Source organism: Ruegeria sp. HKCCD7296, from assembly GCF_013110775.1.
Lineage (GTDB): Bacteria > Pseudomonadota > Alphaproteobacteria > Rhodobacterales > Rhodobacteraceae > Ruegeria.
In genome coordinates, this window is sequence record NZ_WVRF01000014.1 from 62,629 (window position 1) to 89,259 (window position 26,631).

A 26,631-nucleotide genomic window follows, 5' to 3' on the forward strand; every position below is an offset into this window, starting at 1 on the left:
AGTGGCCCCGACCGAGAATAATCAGTCACTACTGTCACCAAAAGACAGACCTGCCGCCACACGGTTGGATCACTGATCCATGCGTCCTGCATTGTTGTGAACAGAGCCGATCAATCAATCCTATCCGGGTTGGCGCTATCTTTCGCTCGGATCGTTTTCAGCATAATCACGCAGAACGTCGATGTCCGCGATATCGGCGTGGTTCCTGTTGATCTTTACGCCAACTGTTTTCAAACGCGAAAACGCGCGGCTCAGACTTTCGGGTTTCATACCCAGACGCCCGGCAATCAACATCTTGTCATAGGGCAATTCAACTTCGCAGGTGCCACTTTCGACTTCACACAAATTCAGCAGGAACTCAGCTACGCGCTGCGCGCCTGTCTGCGCCTTGAGTTGCTCAAGCTGAGCGACCAGTGAATGCAGATGCGTAAAGGTAGCCGCCAGAATTGAGACACCTATTTCCGCGTCCTCTCGCATCAACGACAGCAACACGGGGCTTGGGATGTGCATAACTTCACAGGGGGACACGGCCTCGGCGGATACAGGGTATGGCACATCACGCAGGGCCACGGCCTCACCAAAGCTGTCGCCTCTGGTGAACACGCTCACCACCGCTTCGGCACCTGTCGGAGTAACCCGGAACAGTTTGACCCAACCGGCCAGAACAACATGGACTGCCTTTGCTTCTTCTTCCTGAAGAAAAATTGTCTCACCCCGGTCGTATTGTCGCCAAACGGCCTGACGCAGCAAAGTGTCGACATGCTGCTCAGGCAGGCTGCGCAAAAGCAGTGACTGGCGCGCAATTGCCTTTTGAGCCTCATGTGGCATGCAGGCGTCCCCCTGTTTGTCCGTTCCGGGCAGCGCCCGAATGATCAACCTTGACCAATGCTATGCCAAAGCCCGTTGCGGCGTACCACCCCTATTCTTGTCCCCAAACTTGACAATTGTCATGTCACGACCAGATCAGCTGACTTAAGCTCTGCTCAAAGCCAGTTATCCCGGGAGATGTCAGATGGACTTCGAGCGATTTTTCAGCCAGAGCCTCGATACTTTGAAGAACGAAGGCAATTACCGGGTTTTTATCGATTTGCAACGGCGTTGCGGGGCTTTTCCGAACGCCCGGCAGACCGACGGGCCAGTCCAGCGGGATGTGCGGATCTGGTGTTCAAACGACTATCTGGGCATGGGCCAGCATCCGTCGGTAATCACGGCTATGCACGATGCGCTGGACCGCTGCGGTGCTGGCGCGGGCGGAACGCGCAATATCTCGGGGACCACGCATGACCACGTGCTTCTGGAAGCTGAATTGGCTGAACTGCATGGCAAAGAAGCTGCGCTTCTGTTTACCTCGGGTTATGTTTCCAATTGGGCTGCGTTGGGAACGCTGGCTGCGAAAATTCCGGATCTGATTGTTTTCTCCGACGCGTTGAACCATGCCTCGATGATCGAAGGCATTCGCCACTCACGGGCGCAGAAGGTGATCTGGAACCACAATGACCTTGAGGATCTGGAGGCTAAATTGGCCGCCGCCGACCCCAACGCGCCCAAGATGATCGCATTCGAGTCTGTCTATTCTATGGATGGCGACATTGCCCCGATCAAAGAGATTTGCGATCTGGCCGACAAATACGGCGCAATGACCTATCTCGACGAAGTCCACGCCGTCGGTCTTTATGGCCCTCGCGGAGGCGGCATTGCCGAGCGCGAAGGGCTGATGGATCGGCTGACCGTTATTGAAGGCACATTGGGCAAGGCCTTTGGTGTGGTGGGCGGCTATATCGCGGCCTCTGCCGCGCTGTGTGATTTCGTCCGCAGCTTTGCCAGCGGGTTCATCTTCACCACCGCATTGCCGCCGTCGATCGCGGCTGGGGCTGCGGCCTCGATCCAGCATCTGAAACAATCGAGCGCGGAACGAGACTTGCAAAAACAGCGGGTGGCGCAGGTTCGGGCCCGTCTGGATGCCGAAGGCATTCCTCATTTGCCCAACCCCAGCCACATCATCCCGGTGATGGTGGGCGATCCGGTGAAATGCAAGTTCATCTCGGACACGCTGCTGGAAGAATTCGGCATCTACATTCAGCCCATCAACTATCCCACGGTTCCCAAAGGCACCGAACGCCTTCGGATTACGCCGTCTCCGGTTCATACGGACGAGGATATCGACCATCTGGTCGGTGCGCTTTCAGCCCTGTGGCAGCGCTGTCAGATCGCGCGCATGCCAATGGCCGCACAATAGTTCAAAGCACCCCTTTGCTTGAAAAACTGCCGCCCTTCGGGGCGGCACATTTTTGTTCAGAGCAGATAGAGGACGAAGACGATCAACGCAAAGCCCGTCAGAACCCCGGAAAACCCACGCAGCAAGGCCGGGCTGGTCGCGAGATCCAGATACTGCGCCAGAATGATGCGGCACTTGAGCAGCGCAAGACCCAGAATACCAGCGCCGACGATTTTAGGTCCAAGCGGAAACAGCGTCAGCAGCGCCGATGTTAGGCTGAGCGCCAACAGGGTGAACCACGCGCGTGTGAGCGCGTTTGGGAGCCTCCGGCGGGAGTATTTGTGAAAAGATGAACACGCAGGCATTTTAATTACCCAAGCAGGTAGATCACGGGGAACAGCATGATCCAGACCAGATCGACCATGTGCCAGAACTGCGCGCCTGCTTCGATATTGCGTGGATCGTCGCGCCAGGCCACCACGAGAAGGATTCCGACCCCGGCCAGAACATGGGCGGCGTGGAAGCCCGTCAAAAGGTAATAGAACAGAAAGAAGGGGTGGGTTTCATAGGTGATGCCCTGTGCGGCCTTTCCTGCGTATTCCACACCTTTGATACCCAGGAATACGATCCCCAACGCAACTGCAGCCACTAGAGCAAACCGTGCCTTGAACCGTTCCGCGGCGCGACGCCAGTGCAGAGCTTGCGCGGCCAGGTAACCCGACGTGACCAGCACCGCAGTGTTGAAGGCAGCTCCGGTGCGATAGAGATGCGATTGCGCCTCGGCAAAGCCCACAGGATCGGTCAGTCGCACGCCCATAAAGGCAATGAGGCCAGCACCGAAGACCAGCAGTTCCGATATGATCAGAACCCACATCAGCAACTCGCCAGGTAATTCGTCGATCAAGGAAGCGTTGCTCATGCCCCGACCAGCTGGCGGTAGATTTGAGGCAGGGCCATGGTCAGGCGGTGCGGGTCGGGGATGACAGCGAAACCGCCCTGCCCGAACATGCGTGGGAACCAGCTTTTGCCAGTTTTGTCGATGGTGACGCCAAAAACCGATTGCCCGGCACGGCGCGCCTCACGTACCGCCATGCAGGTGTCTTCAATACCGTGGCGGCCTTCGTAATGGTCGAGGTCGTTGGGCTTGCCGTCTGTAATAACCAACAACAACCGACGCTTGCGGGATTGGCTGGCCAGATCGGCAGAGCAATGGCGGATCGCCGCGCCGAGCCGGGTGTAGTGACCCGGTCGCAGTGAGGCAATACGTTGCTCGACCTTAGCCCCCATTGGTTCATCGAACCGCTTGCAGCGCTGCACATAGACACGTTGACGTTTCAAAGAACTGAACGCGTGGATGGAAAAGTCGTCGCCACAGGCGTTTAGACCCCAGGCAAGCGCGGCCAAAGCCTCGCGTTCGATGTCGATCACGGCGCGACCTGTGACCGCGCTTTCGGTCGAGCGGCTGACATCCAACAGAATCGACACCGCCAGATCACGGGCTTCCGGGCGCGATTGCATCCAGATGCGCTCGTTTGCTTCGCCGCTCGCCATTCGCTCAGTTTCGGCCCGTACCGCAGCTTCGATGTCCAGCTGGTCTCCGTCCAGATGGCCTCGCGTCATCACCCTACCAGGGCGCAGAGCCTCGAACTGGCGTTTCACAGCACGGATACGGCGGGCAGTTGCGGGATCCTTGCCAAACTCGGCCGCGTCTTCGCGGATATCGGCATCTGAAAGCAGAACATTGACGTGATCCGGCAGATATTGCCCGGTCCGCACGTCCCATTCAGGATAGAGAATCCGACCAGATAAGCGTTCGCGATTCACATCCTCTGGCGCAAGGTCCAGATGCAGTTTCAATTTGGTTGGCGGCGCTTTTGAGATCTGACCCAAGCCGATCTCTTCCTGATCGTCAGCGGCTTTCTTGGCATTGTCAGGATCGTCGTCATCGATGCGGCGGTTGATATTCAGGAACTCGGCCCAGCTGAGGATCGCTTCGAATTTGTGCAGTATGAAACTGTCACTGCGCTCGGCCTGATCGGACTTTCGGCGGCGGGCCCGGTGAGTTTTCTCACCAGACTCTTCAGGTTCGCCCTCAGTCTCGGGGTTTTCCACCTCGTTATGTTCGGAAAACCCAACCGCCCGCAATTCGGGCCACAGGGGAACCGGGCGGAAATGTTGATAGCCCCGCGGCGCAGACAGGTCGTTATCTACTGCAGTCAAAAGCTGTTCGGCTCTTGAAGACAGAGGGGCAGGGTCGCCCAGCATATGACGGACAAGCTCTTCTACTGCTGCCTCATCGGGCGGCAGGTCGGGAACGTTACGGTGATGCAGAACGCCCTTGCACAGCTCGGTATAAAGCGGACGGAGCCCGGGGGCGTTATCTAATGTTGCATCGACCATGTGTTGAGCAGCGATCAGGGCGCGCAGGTCAGCGCGTAATGCGTCATCTTCGTCGATGCGGGTTCCGGCATGAGCCGCAGCGGCGGCCAGCCAGACATAAAGCGCGCCATTTGCTTCACGCGCAGGGAACACAGCCAGGCGATCCGGTAGCCGAAGCACTTCACCGTCAAACGATGCGCGGGGCATCAGTTCGACCTCAGTCGCCAATCGGCGCCGCCAGCTTAGGCGGTGGCGCGAAACCTCGGGTGAGACCGGGCGCAATTCAACGCCCGGACTACCCCCAAGTCCTCGAAAAAGGACAGCCAGCCGCCCCGCGACCTGAGACAGGTCAACCGCGGCTCCTTCATGCACCTGGGGTGCATCGAGGCGACTGGCTAGGGTGTGCCACAGTTTCCCGATCGTTTCTTCGGGTTCCCATGGCTCAAAGTCGATCTTGACCATCGGCCGGCCTCACCCAAAGACAGCCGTGACAAGATCGAGGAGCCCGCGTTTGATGTCCTCGTCATCTGTCAGAGGTTCAACCATAGCGGCGAGGATGGCGCGGTCGGTGGACATGCCTTGCGCAATCAGCGTCGCGGCATAAACGACCAGACGGGTGGAAACGCCTTCCTCAAGGTCCTGACCCTTGAGCCCGCGCAGCTTGTTCGCCAGTCGCACCAGCGGTTTGCACCGCTCCAGCGGCAACCCACTTTCCTGAGCGACGACCTGCGCCTCCATTTCAGGCGACGGGAAGTCGAACTCGAGCGAGATAAACCTCTGACGGGTCGAGGGTTTCAGGGTTTTCAGGATATTCTGGTATCCAGGGTTATATGAAGCCACCAGCATGAAGCCGGGCGCAGCCTCAAGCTCTTCACCTGTGCGGTCAATCGGCAGGATACGCCGGTCGTCGGTTAGCGGGTGTAGGACGACGGTGACGTCCTTACGGGCCTCGACCACCTCATCAAGATAGCAGATCGCGCCTTCGCGCACCGCCCGGGTCAGGGGGCCATCGACCCAGACGGTTTCGCCACCTTTCAGCAAATAGCGCCCGATCAGGTCGGCTGCGGCCAAATCATCGTGACAGGCCACGGTGTAAAGCGGGCGGCCGAGTTTGGCCGCCATATGAGCGACAAAGCGGGTCTTTCCGCAGCCTGTTGGACCTTTCAGCAGAACCGGCAGGTCGTTGTTATACGCGGCGCAGAACACATCGCATTCATCGCCTTGGGGCAGGTAGAAGGGGGCGTTTGCCGCCCCCTCATTCAGTTTCATGGAGCCGTCCATATCCATCACTCCGCAGGGGTTTCGGCTGCGCCGGGTTCAATGACCTCTTTCCGGGGCACCCAGATCGAGTAGATGAACAGCAGCGCACCAAGAACCACAACCACACCGGAACCAAGACGCATCCAGTAGAAGACCGCGATCTGGTCCTGCACGTCCATGAAGTAGTCACCAACCACGCGCTGCATGTGCGTTTGCACGGTTCCGCCAAAAGTCAGGACGAAGGTCATAAAGACCATACCGCTGGTCATCAGCCAGAACGAGCCCATGTTCAGCACCTGGTTATACGGATCGCGGTTTTTCAGGATCGGCATAGCATAGGTGAAGATCGCCAAGTTGAGGCAGACATAAGCACCGTAGAAGGCCAGATGGCCGTGTGCGGCAGTGATCTGCGTGCCGTGGGTATAGTAGTTCACCCCATGCAGCGTATGCAGGAAACCCCAGACACCGGCGCCGAAGAAGGCAAGCGTGGCACATCCCAACGACCAAAGCAGCGCGGCTTTGTTGGGGTGGTCACGGCGGCCCTTCCAGACCATGACAAAGGCAAAGGCCATCATTGCAAAGAACGGGATCACCTCGAGGCTCGAGAAGATCGACCCGATCCACTGCCAATAGGCTGGCGTACCGATCCAGTAGTAGTGGTGCCCGGTCCCCAGAATGCCCGAGAACAGCGCGGCGGCGACGATGACATACAGCCATTTCTCGACCACCTCACGGTCCACACCGGTCAGCTTCAGCATCAGGTAGGCCAGGATCGAAGCCATAATTAGCTCCCAGACGCCTTCCACCCACAGGTGGACAACATACCACCAGTACTGCTTGTCGAGGGACAGGTTGCCGGGGTTGTAGAAGGCAAACAGGAACAGCAAGGCCAGACCCCACAGGCCCAACAGAAGAATGTTGGAGATGGCGGTCTTTTTGCCCTTCAGGACGGTCATCGACACGTTGTAAAGGAACATGAGCGCGGCCACGACGATGCCCGCCTTGACCCATTTGGGTTGTTCAAGGAACTCGCGCCCCTCTTTGCCCAGCAACCAGTTGCCTTCGAACAGGTTGAAGACATAGGTGACGACGACACCCAAGGTGCCGACCACAAGAATGATCAGCTGAAGGTAGGCCAGCGTTGGCGAATGGATTTCGCGTTCAGTCTCTTCCGGGATCAGGAAGTACGCTGCACCGAAGAAACCGAGCAGCAGCCAGACGATCAGAGAGTTGGTGTGCAGCATCCGCACGATGTTGAATGGCAGAAGCTCACTCAGGAAGTTTGGGAATACATAGATGAAACCGGCCAGTAGGCCGCCGATCACCTGTATTGCGAACAAGGCCATGGCTACAGCGAAGTAGGCGTAGGCGATTTTTTGGGATTCGTATTTCATTGCTCCGTTCCCTTTCTCAGCCTGCCTCGTTGGGCGGCCAGTCCTGAGCGTCGATATTGTCCGTCCAGATCAGGAAGTTGGTCAGATCACGGATTTCTTCGTCGCTGAGGTTGAAATTGGGCATTTGTCGGCGGCCGGGAATGCCGGTCGGTTGTGCTTCCATCCAGCCCTTGAGCGATTCAAAGGCCGATTCCGGGTCATCCAGAACGCCCCAGCGGGTCATCACATTGCCCACTTCGGGAGCATAGTAAGCCCCTTCCCCAAGGATAGTGTGGCAGTTGATACAGGCGTGTTTTTCCCAGACATGCTTGCCGCGGATCACGCTTTCATCAAGTTTGGCGGCGTTTTCCGAGTTAACGATATACAGGTGCGAATGGGCCGACAGGGCCAGAAAGATGAGGATGAAGAACAGTGACCCGCCACAGAATATGTTGCGAGCCATGCTCTTTGTCATGACTTCTCGCATCGCGCTCTCCTTTGCGCAGATTAGCTAGTATTTGCACAATGGCGGGAGGTGCGCAGCGGTGCCTTAACGAAAGTCAAGACCACGAAACTGAGCGCGCGCAGGTGGCTGAAATTGCTGACAGGAAACCAAAATACGCCCTAAAATGACTTAAATTCATACAATGATAACAGGTACGGCGCGAAATGGCGGAAGTGTGAATCAACGCTTCTGATCAGCAGTAATAGGTGACGGGTTAATCAATGGCGAACTATTCATATATCGGCTACGATCCGGGGGTCATTTCGGTCAATTTTACCGGTTTCAGCACTGGCACTATTACGCTTTCCGGGACCTATGATGCTGCCACGGACCGTCGGGGCTTTGACGTAACTGACACGGCCGGTGGCACACTGGTCAATGGCGACCCAGACAACGGAACCGACTTTAACGGCGATCGATTCAACAACGAATTCGGCGACGACCTGACCCAATCCGGGGTCGTGACCAACCTTGATGGGTCAGTTACGATAGATTCGGGCGCTATCTATCTTGAGGAATCTTATAGCCTCGCCAAACCCGGCGGCGGCACCATCGATGTATTTCGGGTCGAAGTTGAAGGTAATCTGGTTGGATACATCACCTCAGAACCGCTGGTCCCCGGAACGAACTATTCCTTTGTCAGATCGAACGTCACCCCGACAAACGCACCGGATACGTCTGACCCTACGGCGATTGTCGATGTTCCCTGCGTCGCAGCAGGAACACAGATCACGACACAGGACGGACCTGTCTCAATCGAAAATCTAAGGGTCGGCGATCTGGTCGCAACTGCGGATAACGGATCGCAAAAAAAATCGCTGGATTGGAGCGCGTAAATTGAATGCTGCGGATCTGGCCCCGCGTCCCAAGCTGAAGCCCATTCGGATTGCGGCAGGAAGCCTTGGCAGTGGCTTGCCCAAACGAGATCTCGTGGTGTCACCACAACACCGCATGATGCTGCGTTCACCAATTGCAGTGCGTATGTTTGACAGCGCAGAGGTTCTGCTTCCGGCGCACAAACTTGTTGGCATTCCCGGCATCACGGTTGAGACAGGTGCGCAAGACGTTGTCTACTACCACATTCTTTTCGACCGGCACGAGATCGTCTTTGCCGAAGGTGCACCTTCCGAAAGCCTGTTTACCGGCACACAAGCTTTGGCCAGCATCCATCTAGATGGTCGCGCCGAGATCCTTGAACTGTTTCCGGAGCTTGCGCAACCGGGTTACGTCCCTCAACCAGCCCGTCACATTCCAGAACAAGGCAGACGCGCACGCGCGCTCGTTTTCCGCCATATCAAGAATGAACGCCCACTGATCTCTGACAATTAGGTCGGGCCGGATCGGGTTTTTCAGCTTGGCCTGGATACCCGAGGTCCTGTCAATGCAGGCCACATCGCAAAGACATACAGCCCAACAGCTGCAATCCAAAGGCCATCAGCCGCCAGCATGGCGGCCATGTAGCCGCCTGTAAGCTCTGACCCCAGCCAGCGCACCAGAGCCGCCGCCGCCATAAGACCGTATGCGACCACCATCGGAGAAGGCGCAACCAGAGGACGCCCGCTGTGACCCAAGGCGGCACGACTCATAACGGCCAAAGTCATACCGCCAACACACCCAATTCCCAGAATGTGAAGCGCGCCGATCTCGTTGCCAAACCCGACCGTTGCCAGACCCCAGAGAATCAGCCCCAATGCCAGCATACTCAGTCCCAGATGTAACGCGATAAGGATTGGCCTACGCAGAGCCCAGCCAACCCTCCAGCGCGCCATGCGCACCAGTTGAACACAGCCCAGCAGAAGGGCAACACCACCCGCCACCGGGCTTATGTTAAATGTCAGCACGAGCAGAGGCAAAAGCAAGGCCAAGATCATCACCGCCTTGTCGACTTGCGGCACGGAAACGGGCCAGGACGCCTCGGGCTGACCTTCCCGCTTCATTGCGTTGCGAGTAAAAGCAGGCGTAATCCGACCCCCTAAAATCGCAATCATCGAACATATGGCAAGCAAGCCCGCCCGAACGCCTGTGATCAAGGTGTCCGAAGTGACCCCGATCCAATCCAGATGGATCAAAAGATTGGCGGTCCAGATCAAACCGAGAAGATACAAAAAGACAATGTTCTGCGGCTTGGGACGTCGGATCAACTGGCTTGCAACCTTCAGCGCCAGAATAGGCACGAAACTCAGATCCACCAAAGCGACGGTCACGGGGGACAACGAACCGGAAAACCAAACTGCAATCCGGCCAGCAATCCAGAGTAACGCCACCACAGTGATAAAGCGTGCCCGCGCCTCGGGCGCTCCGGTCCAATTTGGGACGGCTGTCAAGAAAAACCCGCCCAATGCTGCCGTTGCATATCCAAAGATCATCTCGTGCGCGTGCCACATAACAGGTGGCATGGCATAGCTTTGGTTTACAAACGGCAACAACCCGTCCAGTGAAGCCAACCACACGCCCCAGGCAACGCCGGCGAATACACCGTAAAGGCCCGCTAATAGGAAAAAGACACGAAAACCCTCACTGAAAACGCGTGTAATTACGGAAGACATCCCTGCTCTCCATAGCCTCGCTTGCCGTTGATCAAGCTCTATCGCAGCAGCAGGTGCACGGACTTAACAGAAATCAAGACCCCCTTAAAACATGTGTGAAAATGTCAAGTTTTATTGGCGTTTCGACGCTTTAATTTTACCTGGAAGTCTCAGTTTGCGCTCTTGCCGTTGACTTTGGTCAAGGATGACATCTCCGTGATGGCTCAGTCTCTCTCCTGCCTCACCACGCAAATGGAGAGTGATCATGTCACTTGGAATCAGCTACAACAAAACTGGCCGCACATTGGGGGTCGGATTGGCAATGTTGTTGGGCAGCGTCGCTGCTCCAACCTTCGCCGAAGAGCCAACTCTCAGCAAGGAAGCCTTTGAATCATCCAAACAACTGTACTTTGAACGCTGCGCCGGCTGTCACGGCGTGCTGCGCAAAGGGGCGACAGGTAAAAGCCTTGAGCCATTGGTGGAAACCAAAAACGCCGACGGTACCGTAACCGAATCCGGCACCCTGAAGCTGGGTCAGGAACGGCTTGAAAAGATCATCGCCTGGGGGACCGAAGGCGGGATGAACAACTTTTCGGACGTTATGTCCGAAGAAGAAATCCGCGATATGGCAACCTACATCCAGATGGAACCGCCCCAGCCACCGGAAATGTCGCTTGAACAGATGATGGCGACACGCAAGGTCTATGTTGAACCCGAAGACTACCCGACCGAGCCACTACATGGCCGCAACTGGGAAAACTTCTTCGTGGTCATCGAACGTGACGTGGGCAAGGTGGCCGTGATCGACGGTGACACCAAGGAAGTTCTGGCGCACATCCCGACGGGTTACGCCGTGCACGTTCTGAAAGCCTCCGAACACCATAAACTGGAAGAACCGGAAAACCCGGGCCGCTTCTGGTACACGATGGGTCGCGACGGCAAGATGACCAAGATCGACCTGTGGCAGAACCCCGAGAACATGTTGGTGGCCGAAGTGACCATTGGCTATGACGCCCGCGACGTGGCAGTTTCGGGCGACGGTAAATACGTGATCGGTGGGGCCTACTGGCCTCCGCACTTCGCCATTGTCGACGCCGAAACCATGGAGCCGAAGAAGGTTGTCTCGACCCGCGGCTACAACGTCGATGGGGACTATGTGGAAGAGGCCCGCGTGGCTGCGATCTACACCACTCCAAACGAACCCACCTGGATCGTTGCCGTGAAAGAACTGGGTCAGTTGTGGCAGGTCGACTACACCGATCTGGAAAACCTGCGGATCGACAAGATCGACAGCGCCAAGTTCCTGCATGACGGGTTCTTTGACCCGACCGGCCGTTACTTTCAGATCGCCGCGAACGCGTCGAACAAGATGGTTGTGGTCGATACCGAAACCCACAAGCTGGAAGCTCTGATCGACACCGCGCCGCTGCCGCACCCCGGCCCGGGCGCCAACTGGGATGATCCGAATTGCGGCCCTGTTGCCGGTACAACCCACCTGGGTGAAGGCACCGTGACCGTTTGGAGCAACGACCCCGAAGGTCGCCCGGATGATGCCTGGAAGGTCTGCTACGAAGTCGAAACCGACGGACCCGGTCTGTTCATTCGGACACACCCGGAATCAGACTACATCTGGGCTGACCAGACCAAGCACCCCGAGCCTGAGATCCAGCAATCGGTGCAGGTCATCGACAAGGCAACCGGTGAAATCGTGAAAACGATCCAGATCACTGAAGAGGAAGGCAACGTCGCCGTCCACTTCGAGTTCAACCAGGATGGGTCTGAGGTCTGGGTTTCCAAGTGGAACCGCTCGACCTCGAAAGAACCAAACGGTGAGATCGTGATCTTTGACGCCAAGACGCTGGAAGAAATCGGCCGCGTGAAGGGTCTGTTTGCGCCCACCGGCAAGTTCAACGTCTACAATCGGTCAAACCACGTCACCTGACGGATTTACACATGAAACAGAAAGGGCGGGCCCCTCGCCCGCCCTTTCTTCGTTTTCCCCATCAGCTAAACGCGTCGGCCTAACACGCCGCGCCAGTCAAGACAGCCAAGACGGAGCCCGGATATGACCTCCGAACCTGATAAAAAACCACCGATCTGGCGCCGGTATTTCCTATGGGGGATGCCCGTGGCCGGCATTGCCGCAGCCTTTGCTGCCGGTATCATCTTCTGGGGTGGGTTCAACACCGCCATGGAAGCCACGAACACCAAGGAATTCTGCGTCTCGTGCCACGAGATGCGCGATTTCGTCTACGAGGAATACACCGGTACGATCCACGATGTGAACCGATCCGGCGTAGGGGCTGTATGTTCAGACTGCCACGTGCCCAAGGACTGGACCCACAAGATCATCCGCAAGATAAAGGCCTCGAAAGAGCTCTATGGCAAAATGGTCGGCACCATCAACACCCGAGAAAAGTTCGAAGCCAAGCGCGTGCATTTGGCGATGAATGAATGGGAGCGGATGAAAGCAACCGACTCTCGCGAGTGCCGAAACTGTCACGATTTTGAATCGATGATGCCAGAATTTCAAAAACCCCGCGCCCGGCAGCAGCACCTAAACGCGATGTCCGCTGGTCAAACCTGCATCGACTGCCACAAGGGCATCGCGCATTCCGACGCACGTGACCGGGCCGACGAAGAGTATCTCGAAAAACTTGAAGCTCCGAATCCTGATTTCATTCGCGAAATCCCCGCCGAATACCTGGCCAGCCTTGAGCGGGTCGAAGCCAAGGAGGCAGCCGAAGCCGAAGCTGAAAAAGCCGCACGTGTGGCGCAGCAAGAGGCCGTTCAGGCCCAGATCGCCGCGGCTATGGATGCCGCCGTGGCCGAAGAACGCGCCAAAGCAGCAGGTGAAGAGGCCACAGCCCCCGCAGGTGGAGGCAGTGATGTCGGGACAGGCATCGATTGGGCGGCTGTTCCAGGTGCGGACATGAAACTGTTCTATCCTGGTCAGGCTTCGTTTGAATGGGTTCAGAACGGCAGGTCCCACGGTGGCGCGCGGCCGTTGACCAAGGGTGGCGATCAGTGCACCACATGTCACGCTAAGGAACTGGATGCGATCGGCAACAAGATCGTTGCGGGAGGCGAACTGGAGCCTACTCCGATCCCTGGCAAGCGCGGTGTGATCGATGCAACCGTCCAGGCAGCGCATGACGACGAGAACCTGTATATCCGCTTGCAGTGGCCGGATGCTGGTCACAACCCTGCCCCGTTTGTCGATGGTGGCAAGATGGACCCCGACAACCAGATCAAAGTCGCCATGATGATCACCGGTACAGGAATCGAGCTGGGCGATCAGGTGGGCTGTTGGGCATCGTGCCACGCGGATAACTCTTACATGCCGTTTGATCCCGGTGCCGAGGCAATTGCCGCCAATGCGGATGCGGCAGGCCGACTTAACACTCAGGACACCGTGACCAAATACATCAGCGAAAGCCGAACCGAGGTCGAAATCAAAGGCCGTCGCGGCAAGGCGCTGGGCGGTTGGGACAAGCTGCAGGCTGCGGATCAGATCGAGCAGTACTTGGCCGACGGCACCTATCTTGACCTGATGCGCGTCTATGCAGACGGCAGTGCCACCAATGGCTACTTGCTGGAGCAACGCGTGGTCAATGACGGCGAAATCACGGCCTCGGCCAGCTTGGACGCTGGTATATGGACCGTGGTTTTAACCCGCCCTCTGAATTCGGGCGCGCCAGGAGATGTGCCGCTGGAGGCAGGCCAGACCTACACTGTTGGGTTTGCCATCCACGATGACTTTGCAGCCGCCAGGTTCCACCACGTGACGCTGGATACCAGCTTGGCACTGGACGACGACAGCGCGTTCATCAACGTGGTCAAACAGTAAAGAAAAAGGGCCGGGCGATCCGGCCCCTTCCACCAAGAAGAGGAGACTTGGACGATGAAACCCCCACGCCTTCTTCCCGCGTTGCTGCTCCTGGCCGCGCCTGCTTGGGCGGGTGAGACCGCCGAGCTGTGTGCCGAGGCAGAAGAGCGTTATGTCGAGCTGTTTGGTCAGCCTTCATCTGCCGTTGAGGACGCCGAAGTGGTGCTGATGTATAAATATAACTTCTGCCCGTTTGAGCTGACCGTGAAGGCAGGCACAACTGTCCGCTGGGTGAATGTCGACAAACGAACCAGCCACTCAGTTCTTTTGAAAGATGGCAGCGAACCGGAAAGCGACCGTTTGTTCCCTGAGGAATCGGTTGATCTGACGTTTCTCACACCCGGCCCGCAGGAATATTTGTGCGGCCCGCATTGGGAAACACAGAACATGATCGGAATGATCACCGTCGAACCCTAAGGCAATAAAATACAGGCAAAAAAGACAGGAGCGTGGGCGCAAATCCCGCGCTCCTTAACTTTTGTCAAGGAGGTTGGTTTGCGATTGCGCCACCTTGCTCTCATGACACGCCCGGCAGGCCCAGCGACGTCCCTATTGCGCAAGGCAGATTCGGGTTTCGATGACATTCAGACCAAGCGAGTTTGCACATGAGCGGTAAGGTTTTTCTGATTGGCGCAGGCCCTGGCGATCCCGAGTTGATGACCCTACGTGCACTACGGATGCTGCAAGAAGCAGATGTGGTGGTCTATGATCGGCTGGTGTCTGCCGACATCCTGAACCTTCACGCGGAAGGCGCACGGCTGATCCCGGTTGGCAAAGCCCCCAAGTGCCATACGGTTCCACAAGACCGCATCAACGACATTCTGCTCGAAGAGGCCAGTGCGGGTCACACGGTTGCCCGTCTCAAAGGCGGTGACCCGATGATCTTTGGCCGCGGCTCAGAGGAGGCCGCCTATCTGATGGCCCACGGTGTTGCTGTCGAATATGCGCCTGGCATTACGGCGGCACAGGGTGCGTCCGCTTCTACCGGCGTTCCGCTGACCCATCGCGGGCTGGCGACCTCGGTGCAGTATGTCACCGGGCACCGTCAAGCTGACAAGGTGCTGGACCTCGACTGGAAACGTCTGGCCGATCCGGATTCGACGCTGGTGGTTTACATGGGGGTTGCCAATATCGGCCAGATCGCCATGGGCCTGATGACTGAAAACCTTCCCGGGTCCACACCGGTTCTGGCTGTGGGCAAAGCGACCACACCGGATGAAAGCCGCATGGTATCTCGGCTGGACCAATTGGCTACCGACGTGCGCGAGGCCGGGTTGAAAGCACCCACGCTCTTCATAATTGGCAAGGTTGTGTCGCTTTACGCAGAACGGCCTGTGGCCGAGCTTTTGGAGCAAGCCAATGGCTAAGCTGGGGTGCAGAACAGGTGCGATAAGCTGTGGCGTACAGCGCCCTGTCGCGCGGCGGCACTCGGTGCCTTCGGTGTTGCTGACAACGGCTGTTCTCATTGCGACATCCGCCTTCGCCGCTGACACCCTCGACCCCAACGCCCTGAAACGCCTTGTCCACCAGGACTGCGGCTCTTGCCACGGTTTGTCGCTTAAAGGCGGTCTCGGCCCCGATCTGCGCAGCGAGACGTTGAAACATTATGATGCGGACGTCCTGACCGGCGTCATCCTTGACGGCATCCCAGACACCGCGATGCCCCCCTGGCGGCCCCTGATCAGCGAAGAAGAGGCCGAATGGATTGCCCGCTACCTGCTGGAACAGGAGGCACAATGAAACATCTCATACTCGGCCTTGCAGCCTCATTGATGTTGACCACCGCACATGCCGAACCCACAGCGACCGGCGATCTTGGTCTTGTGATCGAACGCGCCAAGGGATCGGTCCTTTTGGTCGATCAATCCGACCGTGCAGCTCTGGCCCGTATCGAAGGCTTGGGCGATTTGTCCCATGCCTCGCTGGTCTATTCGCCCGATGAACGCTTTGCCTATGTCTTTGGCCGTGACGGCGGGCTGACCAAGGTTGACATCGTCACCCGCCAGATCGTGAACCGCGTTGTTCAAGCGGGCAACGCCATTGGCGGTGCCATCTCGGACGACGGAACACTTGTTGCCGTGTCGAACTACGAACCCGGTGGTGTGCGGGTGTTTGATGCTGACACGTTGGAAATGGTTGCGGACATACCCACCGACAGCAAAACCATCGGTCTTGTGGACGCGCCAGGACGTCGGTTTGTCTTCACCATGTGGGACACGGGCGAGACATGGATTGCCGATTTCGCCAAAGGCGAGCCCGCGATCACCAAGATACCTGACATGGGCAAGAACCCCTATGACGCGCTGATCACCGCCAATGGCCGCACCTATATCACCGGCCTGTTTGGCGAAGACGGCCTGACCGCGCTTGATCTGTGGGCCGACACCCTGGAACCCATCCGTGTGCTGCCTGACTATGGGCGCGGGCAAGAGGAAATGCCCGTCTACAAGATGCCTCATCTGGAAGGCTGGGCGCTGACCGGGCGCGAATTCGTGCTGCCTGCAGTGGGTCATCACGAGGTGCTCTGGGTCGATGCCGACACTTTGTCGGAAACCGGGCGTACCAAGACACACGGCCAGCCGGTCTTTGCCATGGCCCGCCCTGATGGACGGCAAGTCTGGGTGAATTTCGCCCACCCGTTGAACGATACCATTCAAGTGATCGATAGCGTCAGCAAGGAGATCATTCACGAATTCAAACCCGGCCCCGCCGTGCTGCATATGGAATTCACGCCGCGCGGGCATGAAGTCTGGATCAGCGTGCGCGATGCCAACAAGGTGATGGTCTACGACACGCAAACGTTTGAGAAATTGCGCGAAATCGATGCCGACAGCCCTTCGGGCATCTTCTTCACGGCCCGCGCGCACAAAACGGGGCTTTGACGGATGCAGCATATCACCGACCCAATCGATTGCCGCCTGTTGGACGACTTTCAGCGCGATTTCCCGATCACAGAGCGCCCTTTTCAAGTGCTGGGAGACGCGCTGGGATTGGACGAAACCGAAGTACTTGACCGGCTGACCCGGATGCGTACCACCGGCCGCATCACGCGGGTTGGCGCAACCATCACGCCCGGCGCGGTGACGGCCAGCACTCTGGCAGCTGTGTCCGCCCCGGAAAATCGGTTGGAAGAAGTTGCCGCCCTGATCGATGCCGAACCTGGGGTGAACCACAATTACCAGCGAGAGGATGCCTGGAACCTTTGGTTTGTCGCAACAGGCCCGGACCGGGAACATGTCAACGAGACACTGGCCCGGATCAGCCGGACCTCGGGGTTGCAGGTGCTGGATCTGCGTCTTGTCCGGCCGTTCAACGTGGACCTTGGGTTTCGCATGACTGCTGGCGCCAAGAACGTCCCTAGTGCGCGCAAAGTCGACGCATCGGCCATGCGCGACGGAGATCGTTGCTTGCTGCAGACACTCAGTTCGGGCCTGTCACTGGTCGCAGAGCCCTATGAGGCTCTGGCTCGTTCATTGAACCGGAACGTGAATGATGTGATGGCGCGGATCGTTGCCTTGCACTCCGCCGGTATCATTTCACGGCTCGGCGTTATCGTGCGCCACCGGGCACTGGGGTGGTCCGCCAACGCGATGGTCGTTTGGGATTTGCCAGCGGAACAAATTGACACGGCCGGTCCGGCGCTGGCCGCCTATCCCGGTGTCACGCTGTGCTATGAGCGAAATCCGGTTGAAGATGTCTGGCCCTATCGCCTCTATTCGATGATCCACGCCCGGACCCGGAACGAGGCTCTGGGTGTGCTGGCTGGCGCGATGGAGTTGCCCGAGTTGGCCGGCGCGCGGAACAAAGTTTTGTTTTCGACCCGCTGTTTCAAGCAGACCGGAGCCTTGATTCAAGCGCGGGAGGTTGCCGCATGACTCTGGACGACAAAGACCGCGCGATCCTGAACCGGATGCAGGACGATCTGCCGCTCACCTCTCATCCTTATGCGGCAGTGGCCGACGAGCTTGGCCTGTCCGAAACCGAGCTGCTGGAGCGTCTGACACGGCTGAAGGAAGACCGTGTCATCACACGCTTTGGTCCGTTTTTCGACGCTGCTGCTATGGGCGGGGCCTTCTGCCTTTGCGCCATGGCTGTTCCGGCTGAAAATTTCGAAACCGTCCTGACGAAAGTCAATGCACACCCGGAGGTCGCCCATAATTATGAACGTACGCACCGGCTGAACATGTGGTTCGTGCTGGCCACCGAAACACCTGCGGGGATCGAGGCCGCCGCCGATGCCATCGAACGGGAAACGGGGATCGATGTTCTCCGTTTCCCCAAACTCCAGGAATTTTTCATTGGCTTCCGGGTGGCAGCATGATCGATGCAACCGACAGACAGATTATCGAGGCGTTGCAAGGGGGCTTACCCTTGTCGCCGACCCCGTATGCGCAGGTTGCCAAGGATCTTGAGCTACAGGAAACCGATCTGCTTGAACGGCTGACAGCCCTGAAAGCACGGGGTGTGATCCGTCGCATTGCTGCGGCACCCAATCACTACAAACTGGGCATGACCTCGAACGGCATGACGGTTTGGGATGTGGACGATGCCTGCATCACCAAGCTGGGTGCACAGATCGGTGCGCTGCCCTTTGTGACCCATTGTTATGAACGGCCCCGCGCCCTGCCCGACTGGCCTTACAACCTGTTTGCCATGGTGCATGGCACCAACTGCGATGAGGTTGAACAAAAGCGCGCCGAGATCGCCGCAATTCTGGGCGACGCCTGCCGGGCCAAGGATATCCTTTATTCCACGCGCATCTTGAAAAAGACCGGGCTGCGCCTGAAAAAGAAAGGCTGAGACATGTTCCGCCTGACAGAGTACATGCACCAACTGGTCAACCCGACCCCGGTGCGCAAACGCCGCCCGGGCCCAGTGAAGCCGGTGGTGATCTGGAACCTGACGCGACGCTGCAACCTGAAGTGCCGCCATTGCTATACCGTCTCAGCAGATGTGGCGTTCCCCGGTGAGCTCAGCCATGAGCAAGCCATGGTAACCCTTGAGGATCTTGGCCAGTTTCGCGTCCCGGCCTTGATCCTCTCGGGTGGGGAGCCGCTTGACCGGTTCGATTTCTTCGACATCGCCAAACGTGCCCGCAATCTGGTGCCTATGCTGGCTTTGTCGACCAACGGCACGCGGATTTACGAGGAAACCGCCGATATGATTGCCGATGTGGGGTTCAACTATGTGGGCATCTCTCTGGACGGAATTGGAGCAACGAATGACTGGTTTCGTGGCGTCGAAGGCGCTTTTGCTGACGCCTTGCGCGGTGTGCGTGAATGCAAGAAACGTGGCATCAAGGTCGGCCTTCGGTTCTGCCTGACCGAAGGCACGCAGCATCACTTGCCTGACTTGCTGAAGCTCTGTGATGAAGAAGGGGTCGACAAGTTCTACTTGTCTCACCTCGTCTATGCCGGGCGGGGCGACAAGAACCGAGGCGAAGACGCCGCACATCAACTTACTCGCAAGGGATTGGACCTGCTGTTGGAGCGCGCGTGGGAAGCCGCGTCAGGCGGGCGACCGTTGGATATCGTGACGGGCAACAATGACGCCGATGCAGGGTATTTCCTGAACTGGATCCGTGCGCACTTTGATGCCGAAAAGGCCGCGCATGTGCGTACGCATCTGGCCGCATGGGGTGGAAACTCCAGCGGGTTGGGAGTCGCCAATATCGACAATCTGGGTCGGGTTCATCCGGACACCTATTGGTCCGATTACACGGTCGGCAACGTGAAAACCAAACCGTTTTCCGAGCTTTGGACCAGCGATGACCCGATGCTGGCCATGTTACGGACCCGTCCTCGCCCACTGAAAGGTCGCTGCGGTGCGTGTGAGCTGAAGGACGTCTGCGGTGGCAACACGCGTATTCGCGCCTTGCAACTGACAGGCGATCCCTGGGCCGAAGATCCGGCCTGTTACCTGTCTAACGAAGAAATCGGCGTGGATGACACAGGAGAGCGCCTGCAGGTCACGCCGTTCCGGGGGAAAAGCCATGATCCGGCGCATCAGTTCTTTGGATAACCCCTCCCTGTTCCGGCAAATCGTGCCACCTTTGGAGCCTGCGGGAGCCTCCGGCGGGAGTATTTGGAAAAAGATGAAGATCGGACTGTTGTGTTCCGTTCTGACGGCTGGTTCGGCATGGGCCGACGCGCCAGCGGATTACGCTGAGCACTGCGCGTCATGCCATGGCGAGAACCGCTTAGGCGGCGTTGGGCCAGCTTTGATCCCCGAGACGTTAAAGCGAATGCGGGGACCGCGGGTTGCAGCGGTGATCGCCGAGGGCCGCACCGCGACACAGATGCCTGCGTTTTCACATGAGCTCGACGCTTTGCAGATCGAAGAACTGGCGGGGTGGCTAAAATCTCCGCTCGAGAGCGACCCGGAATGGGGTGAAGCTGACATCATGGCCAGCCGTATTCTGGACGAGGATTACACCCCGGTCGAAGCACCCGTGTGGGATAGTGACCCGATGAACATCACGCTGGCGGTGGAGACCGGTGATCATCACGTCAGCGTTCTGGATGGCGACACGTTTGAAGTGCTGGACCGGTTCGAGACCCCTTTTGCCGTTCATGGCGGGCCAAAATTCAGCCCAGATGGCCGATACGTTTTCATCATGTCCCGCGATGGCTGGGTTCAGAAATACGACATCTGGGCGTTGAAGCAGGTTGGACGCGTTCGCGCGGGCCTCAACAGTCGCAACATCGCCATGTCAGGCGACGGAAAATGGGTGGCCGTTGCAAATTACTTGCCCAACAGCCTGTCCCTGCTGTCGACCGCGGACCTCTCGGTTGCCACTGTCATTGAAGTCAAAAGCAAGAAAGGCGTGCCCAGCAGGGTGTCTGCCGTCTATCAGGCTCCACCGCGGGAGAGCTTTGTTTTGGCCCTGAAGGACGTGCCCGAAATTTGGGAGGTGTTCTATGGTGCCAATCCGCCGCAATTCGGAATCGGGCATGATTTCCGCATTGAAGGCCAGTTCAAGAATCCTAATCCTTTCCCCGTGCGCAAGATCACCACGCCAGACTATCTGGACGATTTCTTTTTCGATCAGAGCTATGAGTTTGTCATGGGGGCGTCCCGTGGTGGCAAAGGCGGTCAGGTGATTGATCTGGTGATCGGGCACAAGGTCGCCGATCTGGATCTACCGGGGATGCCGCATCTTGGTTCTGGGATTACATGGAAGCATGGTGATACGACCGTGATGGCAACGCCGCACCTGACCGACGGCACAGTTTCCGTGATCGATATGGAAAGCTGGGAAACCGTCAAACGGATCAAGACAGAGGGACCCGGGTTCTTCATGCGCAGTCATGAAAACTCGCCTTATGTCTGGGCCGATGTGTTTTTTGGCCCGAACAAGGACGCGATGCACGTGATCGACAAGCAGAGCCTTGAAATCGTGAAAACTCTGCGCCCCGCGCCAGGCAAAACCGTGGCTCACGTGGAGTTCACCAAAGATGGTAGCCACGCGCTGGTTTCGATCTGGGAAGATGATGGCGCAGTGATCGTCTATGACGCGCAGACGCTGGAAGAAGTCCGTCGCCTGCCGATGCGCAAACCGTCTGGAAAGTACAATGTCTGGAACAAAATCACCTTCTCGGAAGGCACCAGCCACTGACGGCAAATGGCCGGTTTGGAAACTTGCCATTCTGCTCTATCCCGCCACGGCTCTGACCGTGGCTATCAACCTGTTTTTGTTGGGTTTAATCTCACACGGCATCGGGTTCGGAGCGATTGAACCAGTTCCCGCACTTCTGTGGTCCGTCCCTTTGGGCATTCCAGCGACATGGCTGGCAGGCCGCTGGGTACGCGGTTTGATGGACGAAGCAGACGGCTGAGCAAAGAGTCCGTCTGCCTAACCAAAGTCAAGTATCGGCAAGCAGGAATCCCATACGGTTCAGGAAAGACTTCCGAGTTGGATTCTCCATGTCCGCCTATCACTTTCTCCACATCCTCCCTGACCGCGTCTTGCGTGCGGTCTGTGGAGTGGCGGGCGCCCTTCTTCTGTTGTTGCAAATGCTTGGTCCTGTGCTGGCGAGTCCCGGACAAAGCATGTGGGTACAGATCTGCTCGGAGGCAGGCGCGGTTTGGGTTGAGGTGGACCTTGAAGAGGAAAACACCGATCCAACCGCGCCCTGCCCGAAATGCGCCGACTGTGCGCTATGCGCGGTAACAACAGCCGGACCTGTGCCAGACACTCCGCTGCTGGTCGCGGACCGCGCCCAGCAAATTGTACTCCCTGGGATTGGTGATCCGTGTAATTACCATAACTCGAAACGACTGTGGCCCGAAACCCGAGGGCCCCCGTTTACGACCCAAGAAGAATCTGAACGCGCCCTGCGCGCGTCCATGGCGTCCACCCAAATATTCGGAGGTGCGCCGTGGTCGTAAGTCGCGCAATCCATTTCCTGCTGGCTTTCTCCCTGTCCTGCCTGATGGCGATCAGCGCCCATGCCGACAGTCTGGCCAGTTTCCTGCCCGAGATTGAACCCGCCGATCTGGCCCCCGGTGCCGATTCCTTTGGCCCGGTACGTGACGACGTTCCGGTAGCGCCTGTCCTGAAGGATGGCGAAACTGTCGCCTGGGCATTCTTGACGTCTGACTTTGTGGGCACGACAGGGTATTCCGGCAAACCCATCCATGTGGTCGCCGGTATCGATGAGGATGCGGTGCTGACTGGCGTGCAACTGGTCAAGCATTCGGAACCCATCGTTCTGATCGGGATCCCCAATTCCCGCATGGTCGAGCTGACCGAAGGCTATGCCGGTCTGGACCTTAGGGTCGAGGCCGAAACCGGTGGCGAGGGGCATGACCTCGACATCATCTCGGGCGCGACGGTCACGATCATGGTCATCGACGACAGCCTTGTGCGCGGCGGCATCAAGGTGGCGCGGGCGCTGGGGCTGGGTGGGTTGTCTCCGCTGCAGGCCGATGGACCGAAGCGCGAGGTCGATCTGGCGCAGGATGCGGTTTACGACTGGACCACCCTGTCGGGCGACGGCTCGGTCCGGCGGCTGACGCTGGATATCGGGCAGGTCAACGCGGCGTTCGAGGCCACTGGCGATCAACGGGCCATCAAACGCCCGGAACCAGGCGAACCGGATGACACCTTCATCGACATGCATATGGCGCTTGTCTCGGTTCCGTCGATCGGCAAGTCGCTGCTGGGCGAGGCCGAATATCATAACCTGTTGAACTGGCTGGATGAGGGCGAGCAAGCCATTCTGGTGCTGGGACGCGGGGCTTACAGTTTCAAGGGATCGGGCTATGTGCGGGGTGGCATCTTTGACCGGATTCAGCTGATCCAAGGCGACAGCTCGGTGCGCTTTTTTGACAAACAACAGCGCCGTTTGGGCAAGGTTGCCGCGCCGGATGCACCCAGCTTTACCGAACTCGACATCTTCAAAATCCCCGCCGATGCCGAGTTTGATCCGGCTGAACCGTTCCGTTTGCAACTGCTGGTGCAACGCGCGATTGGTGCTGTCGAAAAGACATTCTTAACCTTCGATCTGGGTTACAAGCTGCCGGAACAGTACCTGCTGCCGGTCGCCGCGCCCGTGGTGGTCGATGACGCCACCGGTGAAGCCGCCGCCAAAGCCGCACTATGGCAGCGCATCTGGAAGGACCGTACTGTCGAGATCGCGGTTCTGGGTGTGATGCTGTTGGTGCTAACAGCGACGTTCTTCTTCCAGTTCCATGCCACCATGGACGCGCGTGTCTTCTACTGGTTCCGCATCGGATACCTGACCATGACTCTGTTCTTCATCGGCTGGTACGCCAATGCGCAGCTGAGCGTGGTGAACCTGATGGCGCTGGCAGGCAGCCTGCGCACCGGTTTCAGCTGGGATGCCTTCCTGCTGGATCCACTGGTGTTCATCCAATGGTTCGCCGTGGCCGCAGCGCTGCTGTTTTGGGGGCGCGGGGCCTATTGCGGCTGGCTGTGCCCGTTCGGCGCGCTGCAGGAACTGACCAACAAGATCGCGCGGGCGTTCAAGGTGCCGCAATGGACTTTGCCCTGGGGTCTGAACGAACGGCTCTGGCCTGCGAAATACATGATCTTCCTTGGCCTCTTTGGCCTAAGCTTTGTGTCAATCCCGCTGGCAGAAACCTATGCCGAGATCGAACCGTTCAAGACCGCGATCATTCTGAAATTCATGCGCGACTGGCCATTTGTGGTCTTTGCGCTGGCTCTGCTGGGGATCGGGCTGTTCATCGAACGGTTCTACTGCCGCTACCTCTGCCCGCTGGGCGGGGCGCTCGCGATCCCAGCCCGTATCCGCATGTTCGACTGGCTGCGCCGTTACAAGGATTGCGGCAGCCCCTGTCAGACCTGCGCCAACGAATGCCCCGTTCAGGCGATCCACCCCACAGGCGAGATCAATCCGAACGAGTGCGTCACCTGCCTGCATTGTCAGGTGCTCTACCAGTCCGAGGACAAATGTCCCGTCGTTATCCGCCAGTTGAAACGGCGGGCCAAGACAGGGTCGGTCACACCTAATACCCCCCTCGGGCAACCACCGGCGAACCATCCGAACGCCAAACCGCAATCCGTTTCCTAAAAAGGAGGAACGATCATGTCGGAACATGACAAGAAACTAAACGTCACACGCCGCGGGCTGCTGGGTGCATCTGCAACTGGCGCCGTGCTGGCCGGGACCGGTCTGGGCAGCACCCTGATGACCGCCAAAGAGGCCAGCGCCGCCGCTAATGCTCATCTGGAGCCCGGCGAGTTGGACGAGTACTATGGCTTCTGGTCCTCGGGCCAGACCGGTGAGCTGCGCATTCTGGGCGTGCCCTCGATGCGTGAGCTGATGCGGGTGCCAGTATTCAATCGCTGTTCGGCCACCGGCTGGGGTCAGACCAATGAGTCGCTGAAAATTCTGACCGAAGGCCTGCTGCCCGAAACCAAAGAGTTCCTAGCCGCGAACGGCAAGGTCACCTATGACAACGGGGACCTGCACCACCCACACATGTCTTTCACCGATGGCACCTATGATGGTCGTTACCTGTTCATGAACGACAAGGCCAACACCCGTGTGGCTCGCGTACGCTGCGACGTGATGAAATGCGACAAGATCATCGAGATCCCGAACGCACACGATATTCACGGCCTGCGTCCGCAGAAATATCCACGCACCGGCTATGTCTTTGCCAATGGCGAACACGAGGCACCGCTGGTCAACGACGGCCAGATTCTCGACGATCCGTCGCAATACGTGAACATCTTCACCGCCATCGATGGTGATACGATGGAGATCGCGTGGCAGGTGATGGTCTCTGGTAACCTCGACAACACCGACTGCGACTATCAGGGCAAATACGCCTTCTCCACCTCATATAACTCGGAAATGGGCATGAATCTGGCCGAGATGACCGAGAATGAACTGGACCACGTGGTCGTATTCAACCTGAAAGGCATCGAAGAGGCCGTTGCTGCCGGCAACTATCAAGAGTTGAACGGCGTCAAGGTCGTGGACGGGCGCAAAGAGGCAGGCGGCAACCTGACCCGTTACATCCCGATCCCGAACTCGCCGCATGGTGTGAACGCCGCGCCCGACAAGAAGCATATCATGATCAACGGTAAGCTTTCGCCGACCGTGTCCGTGATTGATGTCGAAAAAGTGGACGCGCTGTTTGCAGACAACGCTGACCCGCGTTCCGCGATCGTGGCTGAACCGCAGCTGGGTCTTGGCCCGCTTCACACTGCGTTCGACGGTAAGGGCAACGCCTACACCACCCTGTTCCTGGACAGCCAGGTGGTGAAATGGGACATCGCCAAGGCCATCGAAGCCTATGGTGGTTCGGACGTTGATCCGATCCTCGACAAGGTGGATGTGCAGTATCAGCCCGGCCACAACTCGACCTCGATGGGTGAGACCGCCGAAGCCGATGGCAAGTGGCTGATTTCGATGAACAAGTTCTCGAAAGACCGCTTCCTGAACGTGGGTCCGCTGAAGCCTGAAAACGAGCAGTTGATCGACATCTCGGGCGACAAGATGAAGGTAGTTCATGATGGCCCGACCTTCGCGGAACCGCACGACTCGATCCTTGTGCACCGGTCCAAAGTGAACCCGGTCAATGTCTGGGATCGAAATGATCCGATGTGGGAAGATGCCCGCAAACAGGCCGAGGCCGATGGTGTTGATCTGGACGAAGGTGCCGAAGAGCCCATCCGGGACGGCAATAAGGTCCGCGTCTACATGACCTCGACCGCGCCAGTTTTCAGCATGGAGAAGTTCACAGTCAAACAGGGTGATGAAGTAACCATCTATGTCACCAACCTGGATGACGTGGATGACGTGACCCACGGGCTGTGCCTGTCGAACTTCGGTATCGCAATGGAAGTGGCACCACAAGCCACCGCGTCTGTCACCTTCATCGCCGACCGTCCTGGTGTACACTGGTATTATTGCCAGTGGTTCTGCCATGCGCTGCACATGGAGATGCGCGGCCGGATGTTTGTTGAGCCGCGGAGCGCATAAGCA

The 26,631-nt window shown here is 58.0% G+C and carries 26 protein-coding genes; 18 read left to right on the forward strand and 8 right to left on the reverse strand.

What is annotated here, in order from left to right; translation table 11 throughout:
- Nucleotides 1-135: 135 nt before the first annotated feature.
- Nucleotides 136-828 (reverse strand): Crp/Fnr family transcriptional regulator, encoded by a 693-nt coding sequence (locus tag GS632_RS16995; RefSeq protein ID WP_171177140.1) that lies wholly within the window; start codon nucleotides 826-828, stop codon nucleotides 136-138.
- A gap of 184 nt (nucleotides 829-1,012) precedes the next feature.
- On the opposite strand from GS632_RS16995, the gene hemA reads away from it, so the two are divergent.
- On the forward strand, nucleotides 1,013-2,236 hold the full coding sequence (hemA, locus tag GS632_RS17000; protein ID WP_171235100.1) for a 5-aminolevulinate synthase: 1,224 nt from the start codon (nucleotides 1,013-1,015) through the stop codon (nucleotides 2,234-2,236).
- A 56-nt stretch (nucleotides 2,237-2,292) separates the two neighbouring features.
- Here the strand turns inward: hemA and GS632_RS17005 are convergent, their stop codons facing one another.
- From GS632_RS17005 to GS632_RS17030, 6 genes are all read right to left on the reverse strand, one after another.
- Nucleotides 2,293-2,502, reverse strand: coding sequence for a nitric oxide reductase F protein (locus tag GS632_RS17005; protein ID WP_245223281.1), 210 nt, complete (start codon nucleotides 2,500-2,502; stop codon nucleotides 2,293-2,295).
- Between the two features lie 83 nt (nucleotides 2,503-2,585).
- The gene (locus GS632_RS17010) at nucleotides 2,586-3,134 is read right to left on the reverse strand and encodes a cytochrome c oxidase subunit 3 (RefSeq protein ID WP_171177146.1); all 549 of its coding nucleotides are present in this window, start codon (nucleotides 3,132-3,134) and stop codon (nucleotides 2,586-2,588) included.
- A complete protein-coding gene (locus GS632_RS17015) occupies nucleotides 3,131-5,056 on the reverse strand; it encodes a nitric oxide reductase activation protein NorD (protein ID WP_171177148.1) in 1,926 nt (641 codons plus the stop codon). Before GS632_RS17015 ends, GS632_RS17010 begins: the two co-directional genes overlap by 4 nt.
- Nucleotides 5,057-5,065: 9 nt before the next feature.
- Nucleotides 5,066-5,881, reverse strand: coding sequence for a CbbQ/NirQ/NorQ/GpvN family protein (locus tag GS632_RS17020; protein WP_171094613.1), 816 nt, complete (start codon nucleotides 5,879-5,881; stop codon nucleotides 5,066-5,068).
- A complete protein-coding gene (locus GS632_RS17025; RefSeq protein ID WP_171177150.1) occupies nucleotides 5,881-7,248 on the reverse strand; it encodes a cbb3-type cytochrome c oxidase subunit I in 1,368 nt (455 codons plus the stop codon). Before GS632_RS17025 ends, GS632_RS17020 begins: the two co-directional genes overlap by 1 nt.
- 16 nt (nucleotides 7,249-7,264) lie before the next feature.
- Complete coding sequence (locus GS632_RS17030) at nucleotides 7,265-7,714, reverse strand: cytochrome c (RefSeq protein WP_171722226.1); 450 nt, start codon at nucleotides 7,712-7,714, stop codon at nucleotides 7,265-7,267.
- Nucleotides 7,715-7,953: 239 nt separating this feature from the next.
- Between GS632_RS17030 and GS632_RS22195 the strand changes: the two genes are divergently transcribed.
- On the forward strand, nucleotides 7,954-8,568 hold the full coding sequence (locus GS632_RS22195; protein ID WP_253282816.1) for a Hint domain-containing protein: 615 nt from the start codon (nucleotides 7,954-7,956) through the stop codon (nucleotides 8,566-8,568).
- A gap of 1 nt (nucleotide 8,569) precedes the next feature.
- Entirely contained in the window at nucleotides 8,570-9,061 is a 492-nt protein-coding gene (locus tag GS632_RS22200; protein ID WP_253282814.1) for a Hint domain-containing protein, read from the forward strand.
- A gap of 20 nt (nucleotides 9,062-9,081) precedes the next feature.
- Here the strand turns inward: GS632_RS22200 and GS632_RS17040 are convergent, their stop codons facing one another.
- On the reverse strand, nucleotides 9,082-10,278 hold the full coding sequence (locus GS632_RS17040; RefSeq protein WP_171177152.1) for an NnrS family protein: 1,197 nt from the start codon (nucleotides 10,276-10,278) through the stop codon (nucleotides 9,082-9,084).
- 244 nt (nucleotides 10,279-10,522) lie between these two features.
- On the opposite strand from GS632_RS17040, the gene GS632_RS17045 reads away from it, so the two are divergent.
- From GS632_RS17045 to nosZ, 15 genes are all read left to right on the forward strand, one after another.
- A complete protein-coding gene (locus GS632_RS17045) occupies nucleotides 10,523-12,199 on the forward strand; it encodes a cytochrome D1 domain-containing protein (RefSeq protein ID WP_171177154.1) in 1,677 nt (558 codons plus the stop codon).
- A gap of 123 nt (nucleotides 12,200-12,322) precedes the next feature.
- On the forward strand, nucleotides 12,323-14,107 hold the full coding sequence (locus tag GS632_RS17050) for a NapC/NirT family cytochrome c (RefSeq protein ID WP_171177157.1): 1,785 nt from the start codon (nucleotides 12,323-12,325) through the stop codon (nucleotides 14,105-14,107).
- A 54-nt stretch (nucleotides 14,108-14,161) separates the two neighbouring features.
- Complete coding sequence (locus tag GS632_RS17055) at nucleotides 14,162-14,563, forward strand: plastocyanin/azurin family copper-binding protein (RefSeq protein WP_171177158.1); 402 nt, start codon at nucleotides 14,162-14,164, stop codon at nucleotides 14,561-14,563.
- Nucleotides 14,564-14,751: 188 nt separating this feature from the next.
- Nucleotides 14,752-15,513 carry a uroporphyrinogen-III C-methyltransferase gene (gene cobA, locus GS632_RS17060; protein ID WP_171177160.1) on the forward strand — a complete coding sequence of 254 codons (762 nt, stop codon included), beginning with the start codon at nucleotides 14,752-14,754 and terminating at the stop codon, nucleotides 15,511-15,513.
- Nucleotides 15,506-15,886 carry a cytochrome c gene (locus GS632_RS17065; RefSeq protein ID WP_245223280.1) on the forward strand — a complete coding sequence of 127 codons (381 nt, stop codon included), beginning with the start codon at nucleotides 15,506-15,508 and terminating at the stop codon, nucleotides 15,884-15,886. Before cobA ends, GS632_RS17065 begins: the two co-directional genes overlap by 8 nt.
- Nucleotides 15,883-17,028, forward strand: a complete 1,146-nt coding sequence (locus GS632_RS17070; protein WP_171621084.1) for a cytochrome D1 domain-containing protein — start codon at nucleotides 15,883-15,885, stop codon at nucleotides 17,026-17,028. The genes GS632_RS17065 and GS632_RS17070 overlap by 4 nt, the downstream gene beginning before the upstream one ends.
- Before the next feature lie 3 nt (nucleotides 17,029-17,031).
- Complete coding sequence (locus GS632_RS17075; protein WP_171722227.1) at nucleotides 17,032-18,021, forward strand: AsnC family transcriptional regulator; 990 nt, start codon at nucleotides 17,032-17,034, stop codon at nucleotides 18,019-18,021.
- Nucleotides 18,018-18,467: an Lrp/AsnC family transcriptional regulator gene (locus GS632_RS17080; RefSeq protein WP_171177167.1), complete on the forward strand. Its 450-nt coding sequence runs from the start codon at nucleotides 18,018-18,020 to the stop codon at nucleotides 18,465-18,467. Before GS632_RS17075 ends, GS632_RS17080 begins: the two co-directional genes overlap by 4 nt.
- A complete protein-coding gene (locus GS632_RS17085) occupies nucleotides 18,464-18,946 on the forward strand; it encodes an AsnC family transcriptional regulator (protein WP_171177169.1) in 483 nt (160 codons plus the stop codon). The genes GS632_RS17080 and GS632_RS17085 overlap by 4 nt, the downstream gene beginning before the upstream one ends.
- A 3-nt stretch (nucleotides 18,947-18,949) precedes the next feature.
- Nucleotides 18,950-20,167, forward strand: coding sequence for a heme d1 biosynthesis radical SAM protein NirJ (gene nirJ / locus GS632_RS17090; protein ID WP_171177171.1), 1,218 nt, complete (start codon nucleotides 18,950-18,952; stop codon nucleotides 20,165-20,167).
- Nucleotides 20,168-20,240: 73 nt separating this feature from the next.
- Nucleotides 20,241-21,764, forward strand: coding sequence for a nitrite reductase (locus GS632_RS17095; protein WP_171177173.1), 1,524 nt, complete (start codon nucleotides 20,241-20,243; stop codon nucleotides 21,762-21,764).
- Nucleotides 21,721-21,984 (forward strand): hypothetical protein, encoded by a 264-nt coding sequence (locus tag GS632_RS17100; protein WP_171177174.1) that lies wholly within the window; start codon nucleotides 21,721-21,723, stop codon nucleotides 21,982-21,984. Before GS632_RS17095 ends, GS632_RS17100 begins: the two co-directional genes overlap by 44 nt.
- A 214-nt stretch (nucleotides 21,985-22,198) precedes the next feature.
- Complete coding sequence (locus GS632_RS17105; protein WP_253284504.1) at nucleotides 22,199-22,537, forward strand: hypothetical protein; 339 nt, start codon at nucleotides 22,199-22,201, stop codon at nucleotides 22,535-22,537.
- Nucleotides 22,538-22,581: 44 nt separating this feature from the next.
- Nucleotides 22,582-24,705, forward strand: coding sequence for a NosR/NirI family protein (locus tag GS632_RS17110; protein ID WP_216599077.1), 2,124 nt, complete (start codon nucleotides 22,582-22,584; stop codon nucleotides 24,703-24,705).
- A 15-nt stretch (nucleotides 24,706-24,720) separates the two neighbouring features.
- Nucleotides 24,721-26,628, forward strand: a complete 1,908-nt coding sequence (gene nosZ, locus GS632_RS17115) for a TAT-dependent nitrous-oxide reductase (RefSeq protein WP_171177182.1) — start codon at nucleotides 24,721-24,723, stop codon at nucleotides 26,626-26,628.
- Nucleotides 26,629-26,631 lie beyond the last annotated feature (3 nt).